This is a genomic window from Frankia sp. EI5c (assembly GCF_001636565.1).
GTDB lineage: Bacteria > Actinomycetota > Actinomycetes > Frankiales > Frankiaceae > Parafrankia.
The window spans coordinates 51,753-73,867 of sequence record NZ_LRTK01000006.1 but is presented as its reverse complement, the minus strand read 5'-3'; the positions used below and the strand labels follow the sequence as shown (position 1 = coordinate 73,867).

Sequence of the window (22,115 nt, the reverse complement as noted above, 5' to 3'; positions counted from 1 at the left end):
CAACGCCCCGTCCACCGGACCTTCGCCCACACCGGAGCAGCCAGCGTGAGGACGATCGACGACCTGCAGGTCACCGGTCACCGTGTACTTGTCCGTAGTGATCTCAACGTGCCCCTGGACCATTCCGCGGGGGCGCCGCGTATCACCGACGACGGCCGGGTCAAGGCCAGCCTGCCGACCATCCAGGCGCTGCTGGAGCGGCGGGCGAAGGTGGTGGTCTGCTCGCACCTCGGCCGCCCCAAGGGGGTTCCGGAGGAGAAGTACTCGCTGGCACCGGTCGCCGAGCGGCTGTCCGAGCTGCTGGGCGTGCCGGTCGCCTTCGCGGGGGGCGGTGGCGGCGACATCGCCGGCGACCGGGCCCGCGAGGTGGTGGGCGGGCTCGGCGAGGGCCAGGTGGCCCTGCTGGAGAACCTCCGCTTCAACCCCGGGGAGACCAGCAAGGACGCCGCCGTCCGGGCCGCGTTCGCCGACGAGCTCTCGGCGCTCGCCGAGTTCTACGTGGGCGACGCGTTCGGCGCGGTGCACCGCGCCCACGCCAGTGTCTCCGAGGTCCCGAAGCGGCTGCCGCACGCGGCCGGCCGGCTGGTGCTGACGGAGCTGGAGGTGCTGCGCGCGCTCACCTCCGCTCCGGCCAGGCCGTACGCGGTGGTGCTCGGCGGCTCGAAGGTGTCGGACAAGCTCGGTGTCATCCGGGCGCTGCTGCCGAAGGTCGACTCGCTCCTGGTCGGTGGCGGCATGTGCTTCACCTTCCTGGCCGCGCTCGGGCACCCGGTCGGTGCCTCGCTCCTGGAGAGCGAGATGATCGACACCTGCAAGGGCCTGCTGGCCGACGCGGGTGACCGGCTCGTCCTGCCCACGGACGTCGTGGTCGCGGACCGGTTCGCCGCGGACGCCGCGACCGAGGTCGTCGCCGCCGACGCCATTCCGGACGGCTGGCTGGGCCTCGACATCGGCCCGGCGTCGACCGCGGCGTTCGCCGGTGTGGTCGGCGGCGCGGCCACCGTCTTCTGGAACGGCCCGATGGGCGTGTTCGAGTTCCCGCCGTTCGCGGCGGGGACGAGGGGGGTCGCCGAGGCCGTAGCCGCGGGCAGTGGCTTCTCCGTCGTGGGCGGCGGGGACTCGGCCGCCGCGGTGCGGACCCTGGGCATCCCGGAGGGCGACTTCAGCCACATCTCCACCGGGGGTGGCGCCAGCCTGGAGTACCTGGAGGGCAAAACCCTTCCCGGGCTCGCCGCTCTCGACGTCTGAGCGACCCCCCCGGGCCCAGGTCCCCGGGGGGCAGGACCATCCGACACAGGACGAAGGGAAGCAGGGACGTGGCGAAGGGGGCACCCGCCCGGCAACCGGGCGGGTCCGGCCGGCGGACGCTGGTCGCCGGCAACTGGAAGATGAACCTCAACCACCTTGAGGCCATCGCGCTGGTACAGAAGATCGCCTTCGACCTGAAGCCGCCGGAGCTGGAGAAGGTGGAGGTCGTCTTCCTGCCGCCGTTCACCGACCTGCGCAGCGTCCAGACCCTGGTCGACGGCGACCGGCTCGCCGTCGGCTACGGCGGTCAGGATCTCTCGCCGCACAGCTCCGGCGCCTACACCGGTGACATCAGCGGCCCGATGCTTTCGCGGCTCGGCTGCTCGTACGTGGTCGTCGGGCACTCCGAGCGGCGCACCTACCACCATGAGGACGACGCCCTGGTCGCCGCGAAGGTCCGCGCGGCCTACACGCACGGGATCACGCCGATCCTGTGCGTGGGCGAGCACGAGGACGTCCGCGCGGCGGGCAACCAGGTGGAGCATGTGCTCGCCCAGCTCGAGGGGTCGCTGGCCGGCGTGACCGCCGAGCAGGCGGGCACCCTCGTCGTCGCCTACGAGCCGGTCTGGGCGATCGGCACCGGTCGGACGGCGTCCGCCCAGGATGCCCAGGACATGTGCTCCGCGGTGCGCGGGCAGCTCGCGAAGCTGTTCGGTGAGCCCGTGGCGGCCGCGATCAGGGTCCTCTACGGCGGCTCGGTGAAGGCCGGGAACGCCGCCGAGCTGTTCACCATGCCCGACGTCGACGGTGGCCTCGTGGGCGGCGCGAGCCTCGTCGCGGAGGAGTTCGTCGGGATCGTTCGCGGTGCGCCAACAGCCTGAGAAGCACCTCCTCAGCCACCAGGGCGGCGTCATGTACGTTTGCACGATCGTCGGGCCTGACCGGGTGCGGCGGTGGGTGCCAACACGACGCGGGAGCTGGTCTGGATGACGGTCGGTCTGTCGATCGCGCTGATCGCCACGAGCGTGCTGCTCGTCATGCTGGTGCTGTTGCACCGGGCGAAGGGCGGGGGCCTGTCCACCCTGTTCGGCGGCGGGGTCTCCTCGTCGCTGGGCGGCTCCTCCGTCGTGGAGAAGAACCTGGACCGGCTCACCGTAGCCGTGGCCCTGCTGTGGGTCACCTGCATCATCGGCCTCGGTCTGCTGCTGAAGAGTTGAGCACCTCCTCCGCGAGGCGGCCCGGCACCGTCCGGGAGATCGTCGCTCTTGTCGTCGTCGCGGTGCTCGCGGCGGTCGGGGTCGCGGGGTGCAGCGGCGACTCCGACCCGACACCGGGGCCGATGGCGGCGAGCCCGACCAGCCCGCCCACGACCACCGCCGCGGCCGACAAGCCCGGCGGCACGCTGCGACTGCTCACCGGGCGGATGCCCAGCGGTGACCCGGGGTGGGCGGACGAGCCGGGTGAGCGGGCCTTCGCCCGGCTCGTCACCCGGCAGCTCTACAGCTATCCCACGGACACCGACCCGTCGCGTTCGACGATCCCGCGGCCGGACCTGGCCGCCGGGGCGCCGACGGTGACGATGAGCGGCACCGTCTACACGGTGCGCCTGCGCTCGGCCGCCCGGTGGAACACCCCGAGCCAGCGCCGGATCACCGCCACCGACGTCGCCCGGGGCCTCAAGCGGATGTGCTCGCCGCCGGTGCCCTCGCCGCTGCGCGGGTACTACGCCGCGACGATCCGTGGGTTCGCCGAGTACTGCGCGCAGCTCGCGGCCTCGGCGGTCACCGACGCGCCGGCGCTGATCGAGAGCGGATCGATCTCCGGCGTCCAGGTCGTGGGGGATGACACGATCGAGTTCCACCTGCTGCGGCCGGTGAACGACTTCGTCGACGTGCTGGCGCTGCCCGCCAGTTCCCCGGTGCCGCTCGAGGCCCTCGCCTACCCGCCGGACTCACCGGAGTACCTCGACAACCTGATCTCGACCGGTCCGTACCGCTTCGTGTCCGATCCCGACGGCGGCACCTACCGGCTGTCCCGGAACCCCTCGTGGAGCGGGTCGTCGGACGGGATCCGGCGGGCGCTGCCCGACCACATCACTGTCACCGACGGCCTGGACGCCGAGACGATCACCGCGCGCATCGAGGCCGGTGACGGCGACATGGCCCTCGACGGCGAGGCGCCCCTCGGGGAACTGGAACATCTGGCGGGCGGCGACGACGACCGGCTCGCGGTGTCGTCGACCGGCCCGGTGGTCGCGCTCGTCGTGGGCCTCAACGGGCCCTCCGCGGCGGCGCTGCGCGAGCAGCAGGTGCGCACGGCCCTGGCGTACTGCGTCGACCGAGTCGCGGTCGTGGGCGCGCTGGGGGGGCCGGCACTTGCCGCGGCCACCGGCCAGCTCCTGCAGGAGCCGATGACCGGCTACGAGCAGTACGACCCCTATCCCGCCGGCGAGGGCACCGGTGACCCGCAACGCTGCACGGAGGGCCTGGCGAACAACCCGGGCGGTCGGGTGACGGCGCTGTCCCTGCTGACGACGGACAGCACCGCCGACGCGGCGGTCGCCGAGGCGTTGCGGGCCGCCTTCGCGCGGGCCGACATCCGCCTGGACGTCCGCGTCCGCGGTGGGGAGCAGTACCAGCAGGCGGTGTCCGACCCGCAGTCCCAGTTCTGGGACCTGGCGCTGACGACCGTGCGCCNCGACTGGTTCGGCGACGCCGGCCGCACCGCCTACCAGCCGCTGCTGGACGAGACCTGGCTGGGGCCGCGGCCCGCGGACGGTGGCTACCGGCGCCCGGACCTGCTGACCCGTCTCGACACGGCGGTGACCGCGGGTACCGAGGACACCGCCGCCGAGAGCTGGGCGGCGTTGGAACGGACAGTGCTGAGCGACGCCGCGGTGCTGCCCCTCGCGGTTACCTACACGGCCCGCCTGCACAGCGCCGCCGTACAGGCGTTCACGATCGTCCCCTCGCTGGGGACCGCGGATCCCACCGCCGTGTCGCTGTCACCCTGAGTGCTCGTCCCCTCTCGGGGCGAGTATCCGCACATCCGTGAGAGTGCCCCAACGGGCCCTCATCCGGGTATGGAAGCCCCGGTGGGGGTGGTCGGTGCAACCCGTGGTGGACCTCCCGTCCTACACTCCGGACAGACGCGCTCGGCAGGCCTTTCGGATGATGCCGGCACGTCAACGGTGGCGGTGCGGGCGTGGGNGGTCCGACCGCGGGGGGCCGACCGCCGAGCTACCACCCATGGGACGAGACGAAGGAGCACGCGGGCCGTGGCAGGTGGCAACGCCATCCGGGGGAGCCGGGTCGGGGCAGGACCGATGGGGGAGGCTGAGCGGGGCGAGACAGCTCCTCGGCAGCGGATCTCCTTCTGGTGCGCCAACGAGCACGAGACGAAGCCGGCCTTCGCGGCTGACGCGTCCATACCGGACACGTGGGACTGTCCCAGCTGTGGGTTCCCGGCGGGCAGGGACCGTGAGAACACCCCCGCGCCGCCGAAGACAGAGCCGTACAAGACGCACCTCGCGTACGTACGGGAGCGGCGCAACGAGAAGGACGGCGAGGCGATCCTGGCCGAGGCGCTGGCGAAGCTGCGGGGCGCGCCGGTGAACTGAACCCGCGCGGGCACCCGCCAGCTGTGCGCAGCATCGAGGCCGGCCAGGTCGTGGCCGGCCGGTACCGCCTGCTGGAGTGCGTCGGCGCCGGCTCGATGGGCGTCGTGTGGCGGGCCAGGGACCTGCTGCTGCGGGTGGACGTGGCGGTGAAGGCCATCTGGGTCGGTGGTCGCCCGGGTACGGGCGACCACGCCGGCCCGGGCGGACCGGCCGCGCTCGGCGGCGCGGACCGCGGGCGGACCGCCGCGGCCGTGCGTGAGGCCCGCAACGCCGCCCAGCTCCGGGACAACCCGCACGTCGTCTCGGTGAACGACGTCGTCGAGGACGGCGGCCTCCCTTGGATCATCATGGAGCTGGTGGCCGCGACCTCGCTGGACGCGGCGGTGCGCGCGGATGGGCCGCTGACAACCACCCGTGCCGCCCAGGTGGGTCTGGCCGTCCTGGACGCCCTGATCGCCGGTGCGCGGATCGGCCTGCTGCACCGGGACATCAAGCCCTCGAACATCCTGCTCGCCGACGACGGCCGGGTCCTGCTCACCGACTTCGGCATCGCGACCAACGTCGCCGACACGACGGCTCCCGGGCCGGACGGCAGCGCGGGAACACCGGCCTACCTCGCACCGGAGCGCATCACCAGGCGCCCGGCCTCGCTGGCGGCGGATCTGTTCTCGCTCGGCGCCACCCTGTACTTCGCGCTCGACGGCAGCCCGCCGTTCGCCCGCGAGACGATCCCGCTGACCATCGGCGCGGTGCTGCACGTGGATCCGCCGCCGCTCGCCCGGGCGGACATGCTGTGGCCGGTCATCGGCGGCCTCCTGATCAAGAACCCGGATGCCCGGCTGGGCGCGGAGGCAGCGCAGGCGCTGCTCCTGCGGGTGCTGCGCCCCCCCGTCGCGGCCGCGGCCGTACCCCCGGTTGCTGTGCCCCCGGTTGCCGGGCGGCCGTCGGTCACCGCTCCGGCGCGAGCGGCGCGACCGGATCCGACCGGGGCGGCACTGCCGGTGCTGCCGGTGGCGGTGCCGCCGGTTCCGCCGCCGCGTGGTATCGGGAGGTTCCGGCAACGTGCGCTGCTCGCCGGCGGGAGCGCCGGGCTGGCGCTGGTCCTGCTGGTCACCGGCCTGCTGTGGATCGCCCGTAGCGGCCCGTCGCCAGCAGGTGGTGGGGATCTCCTGCCGGCCGGGATGGCCGGTCTCTGGACCGGAACCGTGCGCCAGGGCCCGCTGGAGTTCGAGGTCGAGCTCGAGCTGCGCGCGGGTGGCCTGGGCCAGACCGTCGGCCACAGCGACTATCCGACTGACGGGTGCGCCGCGGACCTGCGCCTGCTGACTGCCGAGGGGACCACCATCACCGTCCAGGAACGGCTGGTCGAACGCGGAGTTCTGTGTAAGGGCGCCGACCGGTTGGTGCTGACGCTGCGTCCCGACGGCCGGCTCGCCTACACCTTCGCCGCGACAGCGGTGAATTCGGTGGGAAACGGCCTGCTGGCACGGACTTCACCCGGATGAGGTGAGGCTGCCGCCTCGTCTGGTGCCGCGTCGTGGGTATGAAGCGGTCCTACCGGTTGGTGACGGTGAGAGGAGGCAAGGTGGATTCCGACTTCCCGCTCCTCAGCGTGTTCCTCTACATGCTGTGGTTCTTCTGCTTTGTGCTGTGGCTTTTTCTGCTGTTCGCGGTGGTGACCGATGTCTTCCGCAGCCATGATCTCTCCGGCTGGGCGAAGGCCGGCTGGACAGCCCTGATCCTGGTTCTTCCGCTGGTCGGTGTACTCGCGTATCTGATCATCCGGGGTACCTCGATGCACGAACGGCAGGCCCGGCAGGCCGCGTCCGCCGCCGATCTGTGGCGCGCCGAGGTCCGCTCGGCGGCTGGCCGGCCAAGCACGGCGGACGAGCTCAGCCGCCTCGCCGACCTCCGGGACCACGGAGTGATCAGCGAGAACGAGTTCGAACGGGAGAAGACGAAGATCCTGGCCTGAGAGACCGGCCCGCGGGTGCCTGGCCTCGGCTCCTCCGCCCGCGGGTGCCGGTCTGAGCCCGCCCGCCCGCGCCGTCAGCCGGCGGCGCTACCTGGTCGGGCACCACCTGGTCGGGTGCCGCGGGGTTCGGGGGAACCAGCACGCGGTTGGAGACGTAGCGCGGCGGCCCGGTCGACGAGCCACAGAGTGCGCTCGCGGCCGGCCGCCCCGGCCGCCGGCCACCGCACCGGATCCGCACCCGGAGCCAGCGCGGCCGCGACCGCGTCCGCCTTCTCCTCGCCGGCGACCACCACCCACACCTCACGGGCCGACCGCAGGGTGGGCATGGTCAGCGTCACCCGGGTCGGTGGCGGTTTGGGGCAGTCGCGGACCGCGGTCACCGGCTCGGTCGCCACGGCGGCCGGGGAGTCGGGGAAGATCGACGCGACATGCGTCTCCGGCCCGAGCCCGAGCAGCAGTACATCGAAGGCCGGGACCGCCGACCCGGCGTCCGCGCGCGCGGCCAGTTCGGCGGCGTACTGGGCGGCGGCGGTCTCGGGCTCCTCGACCCCGATCGGCCGGATCGTCGCCAGCCGGCCGGCACCGTCCGTCACGGTCAGCGGGTTGGCGGTCTCGACGTCACCGCCCGCCCGGGCCAGGGCGGGATGGCCCATCGGGAAGACCCTGGCCGGGTCCAGTGGGATGTGCTCCAGCAGCGCCTCCCACGCCTGGCTGTCGTTGCGGTCGGGGGAGCCGGCCGGGACGAAGCGCTCGTCACCCCACCACACGTCCACCCGGGACCAGTCGACGGCGTCCAACGCAGGATTCCCCCGCATCGCGCGCAGGAGCGCCACGCCGATGCCACCCCCGGTGAGGACGAGGGAGGCGCTCCCGCGCGCGGCCTGCGCGTCCACCAGGGCGGTGATCAGCCGGGCCGCCGCCGCGCGGGCGAGCACCCCGGCGTCGGGATGAACGATCACCGTGGGTGGCGCCGCCGCCGGTCCGCTGCCCGCCGCCGGTCCGCTGCCCGGCCCGGACTCCCGCCCGGTCACGATGCGGCCGGCGAGGTCGAGGGCGGTGTCACAGCGGTCGAGGGCGGCGGCGCGGCGGCGCGCTCCAACGCCGGGTCGCGCCAGATGTGCTCGCGGTGCCGCGGCCGGAGGTCCAGGTCCGGGACGCCGCTCCAGGCGGAGAGCGCCTCCGCGTACACCGGGTCCTCGTCCAGGCGGCGGAGCTCCTCGGCGAGCAGGTCGCCCAGGCCCCGTTCCGGCAGGGGCAGCACCCGGGTCGCGTAGCCCGTGCGGGTGATGCCGGCCGACCGGTTGTCCGTCCGGGCCAGCACGATCTCGCCCTCGCCGACCGCCACCCGCACGCTCTGGATCCCCTTGCGCCCGGGGGCGTCGGTGATCGTGACCGGGACTCCCAGCCTCGCCTGCAACCAGCCGGCGAACAGCCGGGCGCTGGGATTGCCCGGCTCGCTGACGATCGTCGCCGGGCCGGCCGGCTCACTGACCTGGTCGAAGGCGGCGGCCAGCAGGGTTCGCCAGCCGGAGATGCGGGTCCAGGCCAGGTCGGTGTCGCCGGGGACGAAGTCCTCGGCCCGCTGGGTCAGCGCGGCGATCGGGTCGGGCGCCGCGTAGGTGCCGGTGACCCGGCGGTCGGCGAAGACCCCGAGCGGGTCGTAGGCGATCTTCTCCGGCGGTGCGTCGTACCACCAGGTGACCACTGGTGCGTCCGGTGCCAGCAGCGGGAGGACGACGGACTCGGCGTGCAGCGCGAGGCGGCCGGACATCCGCATCACCACCGCCTCGCCGGGCCCCAGCCGCCCGCCGATGGACACCTCGGCGTCCAGGCGCGGGTTCGGCGCGTCGATCTGCCGGCGCACGACGATCAGCAACCGGCAGGGATGTGCCGCGGACGCCGCCGTCGCCGCGCTCTCGGCCTGGCTGACATGCTGCTCGTCGACGACCACGACGAGCGTCAGCGCCAGGCCGAACGCCAGTGCGCCGGCGGCCCGCCGCTCGGCGGAGAGCGCCTTGACCACCGCGGATCCGGTGGTGTCCCACAGCGTGGTCATGCCGGGGTTCCCTCCTTCGAGGCGGCCGCCGCGCGGCTGGTTCGGATCATGGCGGCATTCTCACGGACCGTGACATGAGGGTGGCGGTGGCGGTGGCGGGTCATGGCCGGCGCCACCGGCGGCCGTCCCGGCTGAGCATGTCGTCGGCGGCCGACGGCCCCCAGCTGCCCGCCCGGTAGGTGTGCGGTGCCGTTCCCCGCCAGAAGTCCTCCAGCGGGTCGATGATCCGCCAGGACTCCTCGACCTCTGCGTTGTTCGGGAACAGCGTCGCGTCGCCGAGCAGGACGTCCAGGATCAGACGCTCGTAGGCCTCGGGCAGCGCCTCGGTGAACGCCTCGCCGAACAGGAAGTCCATGGCAACGTCCCGGACCTCCATCGACGAGCCGGGCACCTTGGAGGCGAAGCGCAGCGTGACCCCCTCGTCCGGCTGCACCCGGATCACCAGCTGGTTGTTGCCCAGCTCGGACGTGTCCGTCTTGTCGAACGGCAGGTGCGGTGCCTTGGTGAAGGTGATCGAGATCTCGGTCACCCGCCGGGGCAGGCGCTTGCCCGTGCGCAGGTAGAACGGCACGCCGGCCCAGCGCCGCGTCTCGACGCCGAGCTTCACCGCGACGAAGGTCTCGGTGGTCGACGTCGCCGGGATGTCGGCCTCCTCCAGGTAGCCGCGCACCCGCTCACCGGCGAGCCAGCCCTGGGAGTACTGCCCGCGGACGGCGAAGGTCGAGAAGTCGTCGGGCAGCGACACCGCCCGCAGGACCTTCAGCTTCTCCGTCCGGATCGTCTCGGCGCTGAAGCTGACCGGCTCCTCCATGGCGGTGAGCGCCAGCAGCTGCAGAAGGTGGTTCTGCAGGACGTCCCGGGCCGCGCCCGTCTCGTCGTAGAAGCCGGCGCGGGTGCCGATGCCGACATCCTCCGCCATCGTGATCTGTACCGAGTCGACGAAGTGCGAGTTCCAGATCGGCTCGAACAGCGTGTTGGCGAAGCGCAGCGCGAAGAGGTTCTGAACCGTCTCCTTGCCCAGGTAGTGGTCGATGCGGAACACGTCGCCCGGGGTGAAGACGTCGTCGACGAGCGAGTTGAGCTCACGCGCCGATTCCAGGTCGTTGCCGAACGGCTTCTCGATCACGACCCGACGCCAGCCGCCCGCGGACTCGTTCGAGGCCAGGCCCGTCCGCTGCATCTGCTTGAGGACGACCGGGAAGGCCGTCGGCGGGATCGAGAGGTAGAAGGCCGCGTTCCCCGGCACGCCGTGACTGTGTTCCAGCTCGGCGAGCAGTTTGACGAGACCGTCGAACGCCGCGTCGTCGGAGAACGAACCGGACCGGAACCGCACCGAGCCCGCGAGCCGCTCCCAGGTGTCCTCCNGGAACGGGGTGCGGGCTCCGCGTTCCGCGGCCTCCCGGGCGAAGGCGGCGAACTGCTCGTCGCTCCAGTCCCGGCGGGCGAACCCGACCAGGACGAAGCCCGGTGGCAGCAGGCCGCGGTTGGCCAGGTCGTAGACGGCCGGAATGAGTTTCTTGCGGGCCAGGTCACCGGTCGCGCCGAAGACCACCAGAGCACTGTTGTCCGGCAGCCGTGGCAGCCTCCGATCCCGTGGATCCCGCAGTGGGTTGCCACCAGCGGTGGACGCCACCCGTTCCCCCTTCACAGTTCGTGGTGCTCTAGCGAGGTCCGCCTGTCAGGTGCCGCGCCGGTCGGCTACCGCCGCCCGCCAGGTACCGCCGCCCGCCCGCCAGGTACCGCCGCCCGCCTGCCAGATACTGCCGCCCGGCCGCGGGATGCGCCCGCCCGTCGGGCGGGCGGTGCGGAGGGGCGGCGGGGGGCGGCGGCTGGCGGCGGAGACGGCGGTCAGGAGGTGGCGGCGCCGAGCTGGTCGCGGATGGTGNCGAGCAACTGGTTCCAGGAGTCCTCGAACTTGCGGACACCGTCGGTCTCCAGCACCTCCACCACCTCGGCCATGTCCACCCCCAGCTCACGAAGCTCGGACATGACCGCGTGGGCCGAGGCGAGGTTCGGTGTGATCGTGTCGCCGGGGACGGTCCCGTGGTCGGCGAACGCCTCCAGTGTCGCCTCCGGCATCGTGTTGACCGTGCCCGGGGCGATCAGCTCGGTCACGTAGAGGGTGTCCGGAAGCCCCGGGTCCTTCGTCGACGTCGACGCCCACAGCGGCCGCTGCGGCTTCGCGCCGGCCGCGGCGAGCCGTTCCCAGCGCGGGGTGCCGAACACCTTCTGGTGCAGCTCGTAGGCGAGCCGGGCGTTCGCGATGGCGGCCTTCGAGCGCAGCGCCTCGGCCCGCGGCGTGCCGATCTTCTCCAGCCGCCGGTCCACCTCGCTGTCGACCCTGCTGACGAAGAAGGACGCGACAGAGGCCACGTCCGAGATGTCACGGCCGGCCGCCAGCGCCTGCTCCAGGCCGGTCATGAACGCGTCCATGACCGCCTCGTACCGGTCGAGCGCGAAGATCAGCGTGACGTTCACGCTGATGCCCTCCGCCAGCGTCGCGGTGATGGCCGGCAGGCCGCCGAGCGTGGCCGGGATCTTGATGAACAGGTTGGGCCGGTCGACCGACCACCACAGCGCCCGGGCCTCGGCGACGGTGCGCTCGGTCTCGTGGGCGAGCCGTGGGTCGACCTCCAGCGAGACCCGCCCGTCCACGCCGCCGCTGGCGTCGTAGGCGGGGCGCAGGATGTCGCAGGCGGCCCGGATGTCGAACGCCGTGATCGCGCGGACGGCCTCGCCCACGTCGACCCCGCGCACGGCGAGATCACGCAGCTGCTCGTCGTACGTCTCGCCGCCGCCGATCGCCTTCTGGAAGATCGTCGGGTTGCTGGTGACCCCGACGACACTGCGGTTGCGGGCCAGCTCGGCGAGATTGCCGGTACGGATGCGCTCGCGGCTGATGTCGTCCAGCCACACCGCCACACCCGCGGCTGACAGATCGGACAGTGGCTTGCTCATCGGACGTCCTCCGTCGCTGTGACCTCGTGACGGTGTGGTCCTGCGGGACCCGTCACGGTGCTGTCGTCGCTGTGGCCAGGTCGTGTCGGTGGGTCGACGCGCCGTGGCGCGGCCNGGTGGTGAAGGTCCGTACCCAATAATGATCGCATTTCGCCGGGCGGGGTCCGTGCGGCCTGACACGCCCGACGCGGCGGGCGCGACGGGCGCGGGGCGTTCCGGTCGAACTCGTCACCGCCCTCGCGCTGCCTTTCCTACTGCTTACGGCGACCGTGCCAGATGTACCTGTCCTGCGCCCTACCCAGCTGCGTGATCCTCACCCCAGTGTCCGTGGCCGGGTGGCACGGCGGAAACGTGCCGAACAACACTGGACTTCCGGCCGGGGTGAGCCGGCTGCCGACGTCACGCGCCCACCATCGCGCAGCGTGGCCGGCTCCACAGCGTGGACGCACCGCCAGCCCGGGACCCCCGGCGGACGTCGCCCACAGGCGGGTGCGCACCACCGTCGGGACACAGCCCACGCGCACTGGCCGCCTCCCGGCAGCTAGACTCCGACACGTCGTAGAACACCAATCACGCCCTTCTTCAGGGCACCGTCCCGCGCGGTTCGCTGGATGACCGCGCCGATCGCGAGGTCGTTCTGTCTCCCGAGGCCGTTGTTCGCCACCGGCAGGGCCTGCGCCGCCGTCCGGTGACGTCGAGCGGTGGCCGTCCGGCCCCGACGGGATCCGTCCCGCGCGTCCCCGCGCCGGGCGCGGTCCAGCCGTCGAGCGCCGCCGTGGCCTCCGCCGCCGTCCCCGCGCCTGCCGTGGCCGGGCTCTCCGCCGCCGGTGTGGCGCCGGCCGTCCAGGCGGAGCCCGCTGACATCACCCTGGCCGCAGCCCGTGGCCGATGGGCTCGGGCCACCGGCCGGGCCCGCTCCTACATCGCGTTGATGAAGCTGCGGGTGGTCGAGCTCCTGCTCGTCTCCACGGTTCCGGTCATGCTGCTCGCCGAGCGGGGCATGCCCTCCTGGTGGCTCATCGTGGTCACCCTCATCGCCGGCACGCTGTCCGCGGGCAGCGCCAACACCATCAACTGCTATGTCGACCGGGACATCGACCAGCTCATGGGCCGCACCAACCGGCGCCCGCTGGTCCGCGAGACCGTCGAGCCGGCGCAGGCCCTGCGCTTCGGCATCGTGCTCGGCATCATCTCGACCCTGCTGTTCGGGCTGCTGGTCAACTGGGTCTCGGCCGCGCTCTCGGTCGGCGCGATCGCTTTCTATGTCTTCGTCTACACCCTGGGCCTCAAGCGCCGCTCACCGTCGAACATCGTCATCGGTGGCGCGGCCGGCTGCTTCCCGGCGCTGATCGGCTGGTCGGCGGTCACCGGAAACGTCGGCTGGCCGGCGGTGCTCCTCTTCGCGGTCATCTTCTTCTGGACGCCGCCGCATTTCTGGGCGCTGGCGATCCGGTTCAAGGACGACTACGCCGCGGCCGGGGTGCCGATGCTGCCCGTGGTGGCCACCACCGAGGTCGTCACCCGGCGCATCCTGATCTACTCCTATGTGATGGTCGCGGTCTCGCTCGCCGTCGGCCCGGTCTCCGACATCGGCCTGGTCTACACGGTGCCGGCGGTGATCCTCGGTGCCTGGTTCGTCGCCGAGGCACACCGGATGGCCGGTCGCGCGCGGCGCGGCGAGGAGATCAGGCCGATGCGCCTGTTCCACATGTCGATCACGTACCTCACCCTGCTCTTCGCGGCCGTGGCCGCCGCGGCCCTGGTCTGACCGCTCACCTCGACGGGCCGTCGGCGTCCTGCCGCCGGCCCGTCGGGGCAGCCGCGGGGTCGCACGACCCCGGCTTCATAGGCCGCGATGACCGCCTGGGTGCGGTCCCGGATTTCCATCTTGGCGAGCAGCCACGGACGTGGGTCTTGACCGTCTCCGGGCTCAGGACGAGCTCGGCGGCGATCTCGGTGTTCGACAACCCACGAGCCATCAGGGCGAGCACCTGCTGTTCGCGGCCGCTGAGCCGCTTGCGCCACGGCGCTGGCCCGGGCGGCGCAGCATGTCGGGCGATCAGGGTCCGGAGGGCCGCCGGGAAGAGCAGCGCGTCTCCCGCGGCGATCAGCCGGATCGCCTCGACAAGCCGCTCCGGGCGGGTGCGCTTCGGCAGGAACCCGTCGGCACCCGCGCGCAGGATGGTGCGCGTCGCCTGAATGCCGTCGATGAGGGGCATCCGGATGTCCATCGCCGCGATGTCGGGTACGCAGCTGGTCGTCCACCAGAAGGATGCGGATGGTCATCGCGGTCGCGGGCCCGGGCTCATCGGATCGGCAGTGTCGCGTCGAGGTGCCACTGCGAGCCGGCCGGGCCCGCGGCGAAGGTCACCCCTTCCACGGTGATCATGGGTGCCGCTCCGGCCGGCGGTCGGAAGGCGGGTGCCCGGCGGGTGCCGGCGTCGCGTTGCTGGTCATGGTCACGACTTTCGCCCGCCGCGGTGCGGTCCCGGTTCCCTCTTGCGGGCCAACCGCATCCCCCGTCCGAGGGAGCGTCTGAATGATCTGACGCCTGACCCGCGGGACCGGTCGCGGGTGCGTTCGCTGCCCTTCGGCGCTGGCTGACCTCGCCCCGCCCGGAAGGAGCGCGGGGCGCGGTCAGGCGGTGGCGGGCGCGGGTGCCGGGGCGCGGGCGGGGGAGCCGGCCCAGGCGGCCTCGGTGGCCGGGGCCCGTTCGCCCATCGCCAGCCACAGCTGGACGGTGACGATCCACATGATGGTGGCGCCGGCCATGTGCAGGGCGACCAGCAGCGCCGGGATGCCGGCGAAGTACTGCGTGAACCCGATCGCGGCCTGGCCGACGACGGCCAGCAGCAGCGCGTTTGCGCTGCGCCGGGCCTCGGCGGGCACGGGGGTGAGCCGGACGGCGAAGATCATCGCCAGCGTCAGCCCGGTCAGCACCATCGCGCCGTCCGCGTGCAGCTGGGCGACATTGACGATGTCGAACCCGAACCGCTTCGTATCCTCGCTGTCGCCGCTGTGCGGGCCGGTGCCGGTCACGACCGTGCCGAGAGTGAGGACGCCGGCGGCGACCACCACGAGGACCCGCGCGAGCCAGGCGAGCTCGGAGCGGACCGCCAGCGGAGTGGGCCCACCCGCCTGCCGGGCCCGGCGGTGCAGGGCGATGGCGTTGAACAGCAGGACCATCGACAGCAGGAAGTGCGCGGCCACCGTCGCGGGGTGCAGGTGGACCAGCACCGTGATGCCGCCGAGCACCGCCTGGCCGAGGAAGCCGAGCCACAGCCCGAGGGAGAGCAACAGCAGGTCGCGCCGCTTCTCCCGGAGCAGGCGCGCCGCGATCGGCAGCGCCAGCACGACGAGGCCGACCACGATGCTGATGAGCCGGTTCCCGAACTCGATCGCGCCGTTGAGCGCGTAGGCCGTGTGGGGGGTGAACGAGCCATCGCCACACTGCGGCCAGGTGGGGCAGCCCAGCCCGGAGCCGGTGAGCCGCACGGCGCCACCGGTCACGACGATCGCCGCGAGCAGCACGACGCTCGCCAGCGTGAGGCGCCGGAACGTGCGCAGCCCGATCACCGGCAGCCGGCGGGCGTCACCGCGGGCCCGGTCGGTGCCGGCGGGAGCGGTGTCGCCGCCGGTACGGGTCTTACTCCGACGGGTGGTAGAAGATGGCATCGCGGCCATAGTAATCCGCCGCTCCTCGCTGGACGGGGTGTGCGTTGCCACTCCGGGGGTGCCGGGTCTACTCCCAGCGGAACAGGCGGGCGGCCAGACCCAGGGCACCGACGGACCACGCCGCGAGCACGACCAGACTGCCCACACCCGGCCCGGCGCCCTCGGCGAGTACCGCGCGCAGGCCGTCGGAAAGGGCCGCGGTCGGCAGGGCCTCGGCGACCGCCCGCATCCACCCGGGCAGCTCCTCAAGCGGGAACACGACCCCGCCGATCAGGAGCAGCAGCAGGTAGACGCCGTTGGCGGCGGCCAGGGTGGCCTCGGCGCGCAGCGTGCCGGCCATCAGCAGGCCCAGGCCGGAGAAGGCGGCCGTGCCGAGCAGGACTAGCAGGACGACCCAGCCCGCGCTGGCAGCCGAGCCGTGCGGCTCCCAGCCGACGGCGAAGCCGACGGCGACCAGCAGCACCAGCTGGACGATCTCCACCGCGAGCACGGCCAGCGTCTTGCCCGCGAGCAGGATCGACCGGGGCAGGGGAGAGGCACCGAGCCGTTTGAGGACCCCGTACGAGCGCTCGAAGCCGGTGGCGATCGCCTGCCCGGTGAACGCGGTCGACATCACCGCGAGCGCCAGCACGCCGGGGACGAGGAAGTCCACCGAGCGCTGCGCCGCCTGGGAGGTCGGCAGGACGTCCACCGCGGCGAAGAAGACCAGCAGGCCGATCGGGATGATCAGAGTCAGCAGGACGGACTCGCCGCGGCGCAGGGTGAGGGTGAGCTCCAGGCGGGTCTGGGCCGCCAGCATCCGCAGGCGGGGGGCGGCCCCGGGAGCCGGGCGCAGATCCAGAAGGGGAGCGGCCCCGGCTGACCCGGCTGACCAGCCTGGGCCCGTGGTGTCGGCGGTGCTCACGGCTCCAGCTCCGTCCCGGTCAGGTCGAGGAACACGTCTTCGAGGGTGCGCTGCTCGACCCGCAGGTCCTCGGCGAGTACACCGTTGCCGGCGCACCAGGCGGTGACCGCGGCGAGCAGTTGCGGGTCGACGGTGCCCTGCACCAGGTAGTGGCCGGGCGGGCCCTCCCAGCCGGTGGTGCCGTCCGGCAGTGCGAGCAGCAGACGCGCGACGTCGAGGCCGGTGGGCGCGCGGAAGCGCAGCTGCCCCTCGGCCCCGCCGCGGGTGAGCTCGGCGGGTGAGCCGGCGGCCACGACCTGGCCCCGGTTGACGATCACCACCTGGTCGGAGAGCCGCTCGGCCTCGTCCATCGCGTGGGTGGTGAGCACCACCGTGACCCCGGAGAGCTTCAGCTCCTCGACGAGCTCCCAGGTGTCCCGGCGGCCCTGGACGTCGAGGCCGGCGGTGGGCTCGTCGAGGAAGAGCAGCTCGGGCCGGCCGACGACGGCCATCGCGAGGGAGAGGCGCTGCTGCTGGCCGCCGGACAGCCGGCGGAACGGCGTCCCGGCGACCTCCGCCAGCCCGAGGCGTTCCATCAGCACCCCGGTGTCGAGCGGGTGGGCGTGGTGGGCGGCGATCAGCCGCAGCATCTCGCCGGCGCGGGCACCGGGGTACATGCCGCCGGCCTGCAGCATGACGCCGACCCGGGGGCGCAGGGCTGCCGCGTCCCGGACCGGGTCGAGCCCGAGTACGCGCACCTCGCCGCCGTCCGCGACCCGGAAGCCCTCGCAGATCTCGATCGTGGTGGTCTTGCCGGCGCCGTTCGGCCCGAGGACCGCCGTCACCGACCCAACGGATACACTCAGTGACAGTCCGTCGACCGCGCGTATCTCGGTGGCGTCGCGAAGGTCGGCGTCCCGCTTGGCGGCCTGGTCGGGTGCGTGCTCCCGCGCTCGGGATCCGCCTCGGCGTCTCGGGGTGGCCGGGCGTCTCGGGGTGGCCGGGCCGGTCGGGCCGGTCGGCGGTTCCGGCATCCCCGCCCGGAGGTACCGGGGCCGCGCCGGCCCCGCCCCCGGCGCGCGCCGGTAGGTCTTGACCAGCTCGGTCACCTCGACTGCCAGGACCTCGGTCACGCCGCCGATCCTACGGACCGAGCGAGGGTCGCAGGACGACCCGATCATCCCCTTCGTGCGGCGGGGCGCATCGCCGGGAAGGGCCGCGACCGGACGGCGCCGGCAGCGGGGCGGCCGCGCCGGCGCGTCACCGCCGCGACGGGGCCTGTGGCGGACGGACCACCGGCGATCGCCGCCGCCGGGTGCCGGGCGGCGCCTCGTCCGCCTCGACGAGCGTCCCCCAGGCGCTGAGGCGTTCGTAGAGGACAGCCGGGGTGGTGCTGTACAGGCGGGACAGCGACTGCAGGTCCGAGCGCCGCAGCCGGAGCACGTCCCGCGAGCTGTCCGAGCGCAGCACCTGCACGATCGCGATCCACCTGCGCAGCGGTCCGGTCCGGGTCGGCGGCAGCTTCCGCAGCCGGCGCAGGTCGATCACCAGCGGCGGCAGGTCGTCGGTCTCCCGTCGCTCGACCGGTGGCGGGAGCAGCAGCGTCGCCGGGACGTCGTACAGCTCCGCGAGCTCGACCAGGCGGTGCACCCGCAGTGTGCGGCTGCCGCGTTCGTAGGCGCCGAGGGTCCCGGCGGTCCACCGCCCGTCCGTGCGTTCCTGGACGTCGAGGAGTGAGAGGCCGCGTCGGTTGCGTGCTGCCCGAAGACGGCGGCCGAGTTCCAGGGCGTAGTCCGCGTCGGTCACGGTCTCCGTCCGGGGGTGAGGTGCATGGCAGGAGACGCCAACCGCCCCCCGATACAGGTTGGCAGGAATCACGGCGCCCGACAGTCACTTTTCCCGATCAGGCGCGAGCTTGTGTTGTCTTCCCGTGGTCCCGCGTCGTTGTCCGGTTGTGGCGAACGGCCGGTCGGTCGGGACGGAGCCGGTCCGAGCCGCCCGGTGTGCTCCTATCGGTCCTGCTCCCAGCCCCGGGATCGCTCGACGGCGCGCAGCCACCGGCCGTACAGCTCCGCCCGCTGGTCGGCGCCCATCGACGGCCGGTACCGGACGGCGGTGCGCCGCAGCGCGTCGAGTTCGCCGCGCCCCGAGTACATCCCGATCGCGAGGCCGGCGAGGTAGCCCGAACCGAGCGCGGTGGTCTCGGTGTTCTCCGGGACGTCCACCTCGACCCCGAGGATGTCGGCCTGGAACTGCATCAGCCACGGGTTGCGCGCCGCGCCGCCGTCGGCCCGCAGCTCGGTCACGGTCNCCCCGGCGCCGCGAGCCATCTCCTCGACGACGTCCCGGGTGCGGTACGCCACCGCCTCCAGCACGGCCCGGGCCAGGTGCGCCCGGCCGGTGGCCCGGGTGAGCCCGATGATCATCCCGCGCGCCCGCGGGTCCCAGTGCGGCGCGCCGAGCCCGGCGAGGGCCGGGACGAAGTAGACCCCGTCGTTGCCGTCCAGCGACGCGGCCAGCGCGGCGGTCTGGGCGCTGTCGGAGATCACCCCGAGGCCGTCCCGCAGCCACTGGACGGCCGAGCCGGTCGAGAGGATCGCCCCCTCCANGGCGTAGGTCAGCGGCTCGCCGTCCAGCCCGAACGCGATCGTGCGCAGCAGCGACGGCTGGGGCGCGGGCGGTGCCGTGCCGGTGTTGACGAGCACGAACGACCCGGTGCCGTAGGTGTTCTTGGCCTGGCCGGGCTCGAAACATCCCTGGGCGAACAGCGCGGCCTGCTGGTCACCGACCACGGCCGCGATCGGCACCTCGACGCCGAGGAAGACCGCCGGATCGGTGCGGGCGTAGACCCGGGAGCTGGGCACCACCTCCGGCAGCGGCTCGGCGGGCAGGCCGAGCAGCTCCAGCATCGGCGGTGACCAGGCACCCCGGGCCAGGTCGAACAGCATCGTGCGGGATGCGTTCGTGACATCGGTGATGTGGGTGCGCCCGCCGGTGAGCCGCCAGACCAGCCAGGAGTCGACCGTGCCGAACGCGATCCGCCCGGCGGCGGCCTCCCGCCGGGCACCGGGGACGTGGTCGAGCACCCAGGCGGCCTTCGTCCCGGAGAAGTACGGGTCGAGCACCAGGCCGGTGAGCTCCTGGACGAGCCCGGCGTGGCCGGCCTCGGCGAGGCGCTCGCAGTGGGCGGCCGTGCGCCGGTCCTGCCAGACGATCGCCGGGTAAAGCGGGCGGCTGGTCCGGCGCTCCCAGAGCACGGTGGTCTCGCGCTGGTTGGTGATCCCCACCGCCGCGAGGTCGGACGGGCGCCGCCCCGCGTCGGCCAGCGCGTCCGCGACCGCGGTGACCACACTGCCGAGCAGCTCCTCGGGGTCCTGCTCGACCCAGCCGGGGCGGGGGAACGACGTCCCGACCGGACGGTAGCCGCGGCCCACGACGGCGGCCTCGTCGTCCAGCAGGCAGACCGTCGTCCCGGTGGTGCCCTGGTCGACTGCGGCCACCAGCATCGTCGCGTCCCTCCGATGGTTCCGCCCGATGGTTCCGCCGGTCGCCGGTCACCGTCGCGGACGGTCCGACCACGGTAGTGGCCGGCGAGCGGAGGTCAGGCCAACGCGGAGAGGTCGACGGCGTCGGCGGGGGCACCGATGGCGACCTGGGCACCGTATTCGGAGAACTCCATCCGCCCCTGCTCGCCGGCCAGCATCTCCAGGCGCAGCGGGACGGGGTCCCCGGTGTTGGCCGCCCACAGCCGGGTCCCCTCCGGACTGCCCGCCACGACCGCCCGCTGGCCCGCGACGTCCTCGGTGGTGACCTTGCCGTCCAGGGCGGCCACGNACTCGCTGATCGACAGGACGAACCCCTCGATGGTGAAGTACTGGTACATGGCGGCGGCCTCCGCGGAGAGCCGCACCCAGCGGCCGGCCAGCAGATCGGCGGCGTCGCCCTCACCGATCGACTCGTAGTAGTCCCGCCCGCCCCGGGTGTAGACGTCGTCCGCGACCTTCACGAACTCGGTGACCGTCGCTCCGGAGGTGAGGGTGCCGCGGGCCGACGGCCCGCTCAGGACCAGGTCGTAGGCGGACTGCTCCTCGGTGGACGGGTCCTGCACGACCCCGGCCACGCGCACGCTGTGCGCGGCGCGCAGGGCCGCCACCGACCTCGTCCCGACCTCGGCCGGGGCGGCGTCCTCCAGGCCGTTCGTGTCCGGGCCGCCGCAGGCGGCGAGCGCCAGGGCCGTGGACACGACCGCGGCGGCGGCGATGACGCGCCCGGCGGTGCGCCGGACAGCAAGCCTGGCGGTGCGTCGGACGATGCCCACGGGAGTGCCATCGGAGTCGATGGTGCGAACGGTTCGCATCGCCGCGCAGCCTCCCGTGCCGTCACCTGTCGTCACATACCGGGCGAAGTGTCCCACCTCCACAGACGTCCGTCCCGTGCGGGTGCCGGCCGGCCGGCACCCGGCGGATCCCGGTAACGCATTGACTGTCGGCGATCCGACCCTATGAAGGAGATCACGGGTCGGCCGGGTGATCTGCGGCTCCTCGGTTCGACCGCGTCCTGGAAATAGGGCACACTGGTGTTGTGAAAAGCGGGCAGGAGGTTCCTTCGGGTGCGGCACCCGCGGGCGCGACCGACGGTCGCACCCGGGACCGTGTCGTGCGCCTCCTGCTTGAGCGCGGTCCATCGACGGCCGCCGATCTGTCGCATGAGCTCGGGCTGTCGCCCGCGGCCGTCCGTCGGCACCTGGACGCGATGACCTCGGACGGCACCATCACGACCACATCGACGGTCGTCCGTGGCCCGCGTGGGCGGGGCCGCCCGGCCCGGCGCTACACGCTGACCGAGGCCGGGCACCAGGCGGGCCCCACGGCCTACTCCGATCTCGCGGCCGGCGCCCTGAGCTTCCTCGCGGACGCCTGCGGCCCGGACGCGATCGCCGAGTTCGCCCGGGCCCGCGGAGTCGACCTGGAACGCCAGATCCGCGACGAGGTCGTCGCGGTTCCGCCGGCGGAGCGCCCGGAGGCGATCGCCGCGGCCATGACCCAGGCCGGGTACACCGCCAGCGTCTCCGAGCTGCCGACGGGTACCCAGATCTGCCAGCATCACTGCCCTGTCCAGCATGTCGCCGAGCGTTTCCCGGCGCTGTGCGAGGCCGAGACGGCGATGCTCGCGAGGCTTCTCGACACGCATGTGCAGCGGCTGGCCACCATCGCCCACGGCGACGGCGTCTGCACCACGCACATTCCGGTGATCCCCGTGGAGGCGATCACGGTGTTCCCCGCAGCGGGGAGCGCCGTGGCGGCGGGATCCACACCGGCCGGGCCCGCGTCGGTGTCGGGTGCACAGCCCGACCCGGCGGCGTCCGGGCAGACATCACAACCATCCAATTTTTCGGAAGGTTCTCTATGACCACCTCTGCCGAGACCGCCCTTGAGGGCCTTGGCTCCTACCGGTTCGGCTGGGCAGACGCGGACGCCTACGCCGTCGACGTGGAACGCGGCCTCTCCGAAGCAGTCGTACGAAGCATCTCGGCGAAGAAGAGCGAGCCGTCCTGGATGACCGACCTGCGGCTCAAGGGGCTGAAGCTCTTCGAGCGCAAGCCCATGCCGACGTGGGGCGCGGATCTTTCCGGCATCGACTTCGACAACATCAAGTACTTCGTCCGGTCGACGGAGAAGCAGGCCGAGGAGTGGGCGGACCN

At 73.1% G+C, this 22,115-nt stretch carries 16 protein-coding genes and 8 pseudogenes; 11 read left to right on the top strand and 13 right to left on the bottom strand.

Annotated features, from left to right (window positions below; all coding sequences use genetic code 11):
• Positions 1–45 precede the first annotated feature (45 nt).
• The 8 genes and pseudogenes from UG55_RS03785 to UG55_RS03755 all read left to right on the top strand — a co-directional run bounded on the left by UG55_RS03785 (position 46) and on the right by UG55_RS03755 (position 6,842).
• Complete coding sequence (locus UG55_RS03785; RefSeq protein WP_066062916.1) at positions 46–1,248, top strand: phosphoglycerate kinase; 1,203 nt, start codon at positions 46–48, stop codon at positions 1,246–1,248.
• A gap of 68 nt (positions 1,249–1,316) precedes the next feature.
• The gene (gene tpiA / locus UG55_RS03780; RefSeq protein WP_066062913.1) at positions 1,317–2,129 is read left to right on the top strand and encodes a triose-phosphate isomerase; all 813 of its coding nucleotides are present in this window, start codon (positions 1,317–1,319) and stop codon (positions 2,127–2,129) included.
• Positions 2,130–2,234: 105 nt separating this feature from the next.
• Positions 2,235–2,465 carry a preprotein translocase subunit SecG gene (secG, locus tag UG55_RS03775; protein WP_066063499.1) on the top strand — a complete coding sequence of 77 codons (231 nt, stop codon included), beginning with the start codon at positions 2,235–2,237 and terminating at the stop codon, positions 2,463–2,465.
• A 122-nt stretch (positions 2,466–2,587) separates the two neighbouring features.
• Positions 2,588–3,944 (top strand): annotated as a pseudogene (locus UG55_RS03770) (ABC transporter substrate-binding protein); the annotation flags it as partial.
• 1 nt (position 3,945) lies between these two features.
• Positions 3,946–4,261: pseudogene (locus UG55_RS32095) on the top strand (ABC transporter substrate-binding protein); the annotation flags it as partial.
• Between the two features lie 264 nt (positions 4,262–4,525).
• Positions 4,526–4,867, top strand: a complete 342-nt coding sequence (locus UG55_RS03765; RefSeq protein ID WP_020572567.1) for an RNA polymerase-binding protein RbpA — start codon at positions 4,526–4,528, stop codon at positions 4,865–4,867.
• A 23-nt stretch (positions 4,868–4,890) separates the two neighbouring features.
• Entirely contained in the window at positions 4,891–6,372 is a 1,482-nt protein-coding gene (locus tag UG55_RS03760) for a serine/threonine-protein kinase (RefSeq protein ID WP_066062908.1), read from the top strand.
• A gap of 80 nt (positions 6,373–6,452) precedes the next feature.
• Positions 6,453–6,842, top strand: coding sequence for an SHOCT domain-containing protein (locus tag UG55_RS03755; RefSeq protein ID WP_066062905.1), 390 nt, complete (start codon positions 6,453–6,455; stop codon positions 6,840–6,842).
• 74 nt (positions 6,843–6,916) lie between these two features.
• Here UG55_RS03755 and pgl read toward each other — a convergent pair whose 3' ends face one another.
• From pgl to tal, 5 genes and pseudogenes are all read right to left on the bottom strand, one after another.
• Positions 6,917–7,801 (bottom strand): 6-phosphogluconolactonase, encoded by an 885-nt coding sequence (gene pgl / locus UG55_RS03750; RefSeq protein WP_199865033.1) that lies wholly within the window; start codon positions 7,799–7,801, stop codon positions 6,917–6,919.
• Between the two features lie 68 nt (positions 7,802–7,869).
• Positions 7,870–8,898 carry a glucose-6-phosphate dehydrogenase assembly protein OpcA gene (locus UG55_RS03745; RefSeq protein ID WP_066062900.1) on the bottom strand — a complete coding sequence of 343 codons (1,029 nt, stop codon included), beginning with the start codon at positions 8,896–8,898 and terminating at the stop codon, positions 7,870–7,872.
• Positions 8,899–8,998: 100 nt separating this feature from the next.
• Positions 8,999–10,262: pseudogene (gene zwf / locus UG55_RS03740) on the bottom strand (glucose-6-phosphate dehydrogenase); the annotation flags it as partial.
• Position 10,263: 1 nt separating this feature from the next.
• Positions 10,264–10,531 (bottom strand): annotated as a pseudogene (locus UG55_RS32090) (glucose-6-phosphate dehydrogenase); the annotation flags it as partial.
• Positions 10,532–10,784: 253 nt separating this feature from the next.
• Positions 10,785–11,856, bottom strand: a 1,072-nt coding sequence (gene tal, locus UG55_RS03735; RefSeq protein ID WP_242423693.1) for a transaldolase, incomplete at its 3' end; no start/stop codon positions are given.
• Between the two features lie 775 nt (positions 11,857–12,631).
• Between tal and UG55_RS03730 the strand changes: the two genes are divergently transcribed.
• Positions 12,632–13,624, top strand: a complete 993-nt coding sequence (locus UG55_RS03730; protein ID WP_066062893.1) for a heme o synthase — start codon at positions 12,632–12,634, stop codon at positions 13,622–13,624.
• A 56-nt stretch (positions 13,625–13,680) separates the two neighbouring features.
• Here the strand turns inward: UG55_RS03730 and UG55_RS03725 are convergent.
• From UG55_RS03725 to UG55_RS32075, 8 genes and pseudogenes are all read right to left on the bottom strand, one after another.
• Positions 13,681–14,102, bottom strand: a pseudogene (locus tag UG55_RS03725) (LuxR C-terminal-related transcriptional regulator); the annotation flags it as partial.
• Positions 14,103–14,493: 391 nt separating this feature from the next.
• Positions 14,494–15,540 (bottom strand): heme A synthase, encoded by a 1,047-nt coding sequence (locus tag UG55_RS03720; RefSeq protein ID WP_083986378.1) that lies wholly within the window; start codon positions 15,538–15,540, stop codon positions 14,494–14,496.
• A 58-nt stretch (positions 15,541–15,598) separates the two neighbouring features.
• Positions 15,599–16,435 carry an ABC transporter permease gene (locus UG55_RS03715; RefSeq protein WP_066062887.1) on the bottom strand — a complete coding sequence of 279 codons (837 nt, stop codon included), beginning with the start codon at positions 16,433–16,435 and terminating at the stop codon, positions 15,599–15,601.
• A complete protein-coding gene (locus tag UG55_RS03710; RefSeq protein WP_066063494.1) occupies positions 16,432–17,547 on the bottom strand; it encodes an ABC transporter ATP-binding protein in 1,116 nt (371 codons plus the stop codon). Before UG55_RS03710 ends, UG55_RS03715 begins: the two co-directional genes overlap by 4 nt.
• Before the next feature lie 127 nt (positions 17,548–17,674).
• Entirely contained in the window at positions 17,675–18,220 is a 546-nt protein-coding gene (locus tag UG55_RS03705) for a transcriptional regulator (protein ID WP_066062884.1), read from the bottom strand.
• A gap of 203 nt (positions 18,221–18,423) precedes the next feature.
• Positions 18,424–18,724: pseudogene (locus UG55_RS32085) on the bottom strand (FGGY-family carbohydrate kinase); the annotation flags it as partial.
• 1 nt (position 18,725) lies between these two features.
• A pseudogene (locus UG55_RS32080) lies at positions 18,726–19,022 on the bottom strand (FGGY-family carbohydrate kinase); the annotation flags it as partial.
• Between the two features lies 1 nt (position 19,023).
• Positions 19,024–19,920, bottom strand: an 897-nt coding sequence (locus UG55_RS32075) for an FGGY family carbohydrate kinase (protein WP_242423691.1), incomplete at its 3' end; no start/stop codon positions are given.
• A 1,075-nt stretch (positions 19,921–20,995) separates the two neighbouring features.
• On the opposite strand from UG55_RS32075, the gene UG55_RS03690 reads away from it, so the two are divergent.
• Both UG55_RS03690 and UG55_RS32070 read left to right on the top strand, forming a co-directional pair.
• Positions 20,996–21,823 carry a metalloregulator ArsR/SmtB family transcription factor gene (locus UG55_RS03690; RefSeq protein WP_066062876.1) on the top strand — a complete coding sequence of 276 codons (828 nt, stop codon included), beginning with the start codon at positions 20,996–20,998 and terminating at the stop codon, positions 21,821–21,823.
• Positions 21,820–22,114, top strand: a pseudogene (locus UG55_RS32070) (Fe-S cluster assembly protein SufB); the annotation flags it as partial. The gene UG55_RS03690 and the pseudogene UG55_RS32070, both read left to right, overlap by 4 nt.
• Between the last annotated feature and the right edge of the window lies 1 nt (position 22,115).

Excerpts from the sequence above, each read along its gene's own strand:
- UG55_RS03745 (WP_066062900.1), bottom strand. The coding sequence starts at position 8,898 with ATGACCACGCTGTGGGACACCACCGGATCCGCGGTGGTCAAGGCGCTC.
- UG55_RS03720 (WP_083986378.1), bottom strand. The coding sequence starts at position 15,540 with ATGGCCGCGATGCCATCTTCTACCACCCGTCGGAGTAAGACCCGTACC.
- secG (WP_066063499.1), top strand. The coding sequence starts at position 2,235 with ATGACGGTCGGTCTGTCGATCGCGCTGATCGCCACGAGCGTGCTGCTC.